Here is a 3,571-nt window from a genome sequence, read left to right as displayed (position 1 = left end):
CGGTCCGTGGGCTCCCGCACCGGCCCGGCTCACCGTGGGCGGGCCCGAGCGGGAGCCCACGGACCGGCGCCGGTGCGAGAAGGTCACCGTGGCCTTCGGCAACTCCGGCGGTACACCCGTGCGTTCGGGGACGGTCACCTTCGGCACGCATGTCATCGGCGCGCTCGGCATCACCTGGGCGACGACCGAGTCGACCGGAAAACTCCCGGCGCCGATCGCGCCCGGTGCACGCGAGGAGCAGAGCTGGACGGTGTGCGTCGACAGATTCTACGAAGCGTCACTTCTGCTGGGCGCGCGCATGGAACACGACGTCACGGTGACGTATCCCGGAGCAGAGCCGATCTTCATCCCCCACACCCCGGGAGAGACACCGTAGCCCCCACCCGGCAGCCGCCGCGGGGCCCTGCGCGCCGGGACTGGGCGGAGGTGTCAGCGGTGGGGGCGGCCCGGGTCGGCCCAGTCCCTGTGGACGCGGCCGGACGGCTCGCCGGACGAGGCGGGCGAGGAGCTGCGGGTGCGCACGGTCCACGCGGCGGACGGCAGGCGCACGCTTCCGACGTACACGGGTGCCGCGGTCGATGTGGAATCCGGCTCGAAGCCGGAGCGTGGGACTCGCGTCGACGAGGCGGACCAGACCCGTGCCGTCCCGCACGGGCCGGGCTCTGTGGAGCTGATCGCCTTCGACCTTCGAGAAGCGATGCCGGAACCACGACTTCACCGCGCGCGGCAGGCGGATGCTCGCCACGCTCGTGCGGGTCCCCGGGAGCGACGGGACCCACCTGGAGGTCGGGACGCCGGTTGACGAGCAGGATCTCGCGGCGGCCCGGGATGCCATCCGTTCCGTGCTCGCCGAGTCGGGCATCCACCCGGAGCGCCTGACGCGCGAGACGTACGCGCGAGACGTACGCGGGCGCCGTCGCCGCGCGGCGGCGCTGACCGCGTACGCGCGGCCCGGGACCCGGGACGGCAGTCGGCCCGCTGTCGCGGGCGTGGCGCCGCCTCCGGAGCGGGCGCGCGGGGCGCACGGGCTACTTGAGCGCCAGCCAGGCCACCGCCACCACGACGGCCACGGCGGCGACCACGCCGACCAGGAGGCCGAGGCGCGGGCCGGAGGACGCCTGCTGACGTGCGCCGTCCTGCGGGCCCTCGTCGACGAACGCGCGGAACATCTGGGTGCTGCCTGCGGGGTCGTGGTTGCCCTGGGGGTCCTGGGTGTTCGCCATGGCCCGAGACCCTAGCCCGTACGTCGCAGCCTGCGAAGTACGGGCCTGGCGAATCCCCGCCCCGGCCCCAAGCGGAGGCCGCCGCCCCGCACGGGGACTCACGCACCCGCCCGACCTGCACATTCACGGTCGCAATACATGCCTTTGCCAAGTTTTTGCGGCGCCCGGAGGCTTTTTGTTTGCCTGTAGCAACCAAACGCTTCTATGGTTGCCCAAAGCAACAAACACGGGAGGTGTGATGGCCGAACAGGCGCAGTACGAGGAGCTGGTCCGCCAGTTCAGCGCCTTCGGCGCCGTGAAGCGGGAGATGGGACGGACGCTGCCGTCCGACTGCCCGGCCGCCTCCGCCACCGTACTGACGTTGCTGGCCAGGCACGGAGAGATGCGCATGAGCAAGCTCGCCGAGCTGCTCGCCGTGGACATGTCGGTCACCAGCCGCCATGTCGCCCACGTCGCCGAGCGCGGCTGGATCGAGCGGTCCGCCGACCCGGCGGACAAGCGCAGCCGCATCCTCCGCCTCACCCCGGCCGGCGAGGAACGGGTGCGGGAGATGTCCCGGCGGACCACACAGCTGCTCACGGAGCGGCTGGGCGACTGGACCGACGGCGACATCGCCGAGCTCACCCGTCTCATGGCCCGGCTGAGGGCCAGTTTCGACGACTGCCGTACACCCGCGATCACCCAGTAAGAGAAGGACATTCATGGCAACGACCACACCAGCCGGTGTGCGGGCCCACGCCAAGCATTCGGGAGGCCATCCGGGCGCTCCGATGTCGCACCGGCAGATCATGGAAGCGCTGACCGGGCTGCTGCTCGGCATGTTCGTGGCGATCCTGTCGTCGACGATCGTCTCCAACGCCCTGCCCGACATCATCAAGGACCTCGGGGGCGGCCAGAGCGCCTACACCTGGGTGGTCACCGCGTCGCTGCTGGCGATGACCGCGTCCACCCCCCTGTGGGGCAAGCTCGCCGACCTGTTCTCCAAGAAACTGCTGATACAGCTGGCCCTCGTGGTCTTCATGGCCGGCTCCGCGCTCGCCGGTCTGTCGCAGAACGCCGGGATGCTCATCACCTTCCGCGCCGTGCAGGGCATCGGCATGGGCGGACTGTCCTCGCTGGCCCAGATCATCCTGGCGGCGATGATCTCCCCGCGCGAGCGCGGCCGGTACAACGGCTACCTCGGCGCCACCTTCGCCACCGCGATGGTCGGCGGCCCGCTGATCGGCGGCGTCATCACCGACACCGACTGGCTCGGCTGGCGCTGGTGCTTCTACGTCGGCGTGCCCTTCGCCGTCGTCGCCCTGGTCGTGCTCCAGCGCACCCTGCACCTGCCCGCGGTCAGGCGGAAGGTCAAGGTCGACTGGGCGGGCGCCTTCTTCATCACCGCCGCCGTCTGCCTGCTGCTGGTCTGGGTGACCTTCGCCGGTGACAAGTACGACTGGGCGTCCTGGCAGACGTACGCGATGACCGGGGGCGCGCTCGCGCTGCTGCTGGTCTTCGTCTTCGTGGAGACCCGGGCCGGCGAGCCGATCGTGCCGCTGCGCCTGTTCCGCAACCGCACCATCACGCTGGCGTCGCTGGCCTCCCTCTTCGTCGGCGTCGCGATGTTCGCGGGCACCATCTTCTTCAGCCAGTACTTCCAGCTGGCCCGCAACGAGTCGCCGACCATGTCGGGCGTGCTGACCATCCCGATGATCGTCGGCCTGTTCATCTCCTCGACCGTCTCCGGCCAGGTCATCACCCGCACCGGCCGCTGGAAGGCGTGGCTGGTCGCGGGCGGCGCGCTCGTCACGGCGGGCCTCGGCCTGCTGGGCACCATCCGCTACGACACCCCGTACTGGCACGTCGCGGTCTTCATGGCCCTGCTGGGTCTCGGCGTCGGCATGATGATGCAGAACCTCGTCCTGGCCACCCAGAACCAGGTGGCGCCGAGCGACCTGGGCGCGGCCAGCTCGGTGGTGAACTTCTTCCGCTCCCTCGGCGGCGCGATAGGCGTCTCCGCGCTGGGCGCGGTCCTCAGCCGCCGGATCACCACCTACGCCCAGGAGGGCCTCGCCGCGATCGGCGTGCGGGGCTCCACGGGCAAGGGGGAGATCCCCGACCTGGACGCGCTGCCCGCGCCGGTGCGCGGCGTCCTCGAAAGCGCGTACGGCAACGGCGTCGCCGACGTCTTCCTGTACGCCGCGCCGATCGCCTTCCTGGCCCTGCTGTTCTCGCTGTTCATCAAGGAGGTTCCGTTGCGCACCAAGGGCGCTCTCGCGCAGGCCGCCGAGGCCGAGGGCGAAGCTCCGCAGCCGGGCGGGACGGCCGCGGCGACCGCGGTGGCCGCGGCCGGCCAGGAGCCCGCC

Annotated in this window: 4 protein-coding genes and 1 pseudogene; 3 read left to right on the top strand and 2 right to left on the bottom strand. The window is 71.4% G+C overall.

The window, feature by feature from the left end; genetic code table 11:
* Window positions 1-376 (top strand): annotated as a pseudogene (locus SZN_RS36260) (hypothetical protein); the annotation flags it as partial.
* A 53-nt stretch (window positions 377-429) separates the two neighbouring features.
* On the opposite strand, the gene SZN_RS43305 reads toward SZN_RS36260, so the two are convergent.
* Complete coding sequence (locus tag SZN_RS43305) at window positions 430-564, bottom strand: hypothetical protein (protein ID WP_007505501.1); 135 nt, start codon at window positions 562-564, stop codon at window positions 430-432.
* 464 nt (window positions 565-1,028) lie between these two features.
* Window positions 1,029-1,223, bottom strand: a complete 195-nt coding sequence (locus SZN_RS36255) for a hypothetical protein (protein ID WP_007505499.1) — start codon at window positions 1,221-1,223, stop codon at window positions 1,029-1,031.
* A 238-nt stretch (window positions 1,224-1,461) separates the two neighbouring features.
* Here SZN_RS36255 and SZN_RS36250 point away from each other — a divergent pair, with 238 nt between their 5' ends.
* Window positions 1,462-1,911, top strand: a complete 450-nt coding sequence (locus SZN_RS36250) for a MarR family winged helix-turn-helix transcriptional regulator (protein ID WP_007505496.1) — start codon at window positions 1,462-1,464, stop codon at window positions 1,909-1,911.
* 82 nt (window positions 1,912-1,993) lie between these two features.
* Window positions 1,994-3,571 (top strand): MDR family MFS transporter (locus SZN_RS36245; RefSeq protein ID WP_007505494.1); only part of this gene is annotated, 1,578 nt, incomplete at its 3' end.

This window comes from Streptomyces zinciresistens K42, from assembly GCF_000225525.1.
In the GTDB taxonomy this organism is placed as follows: domain Bacteria; phylum Actinomycetota; class Actinomycetes; order Streptomycetales; family Streptomycetaceae; genus Streptomyces; species Streptomyces zinciresistens.
The sequence above is the reverse complement of the archived record's forward strand: the minus strand, read 5'-3'. Positions and strand labels throughout refer to the sequence as shown.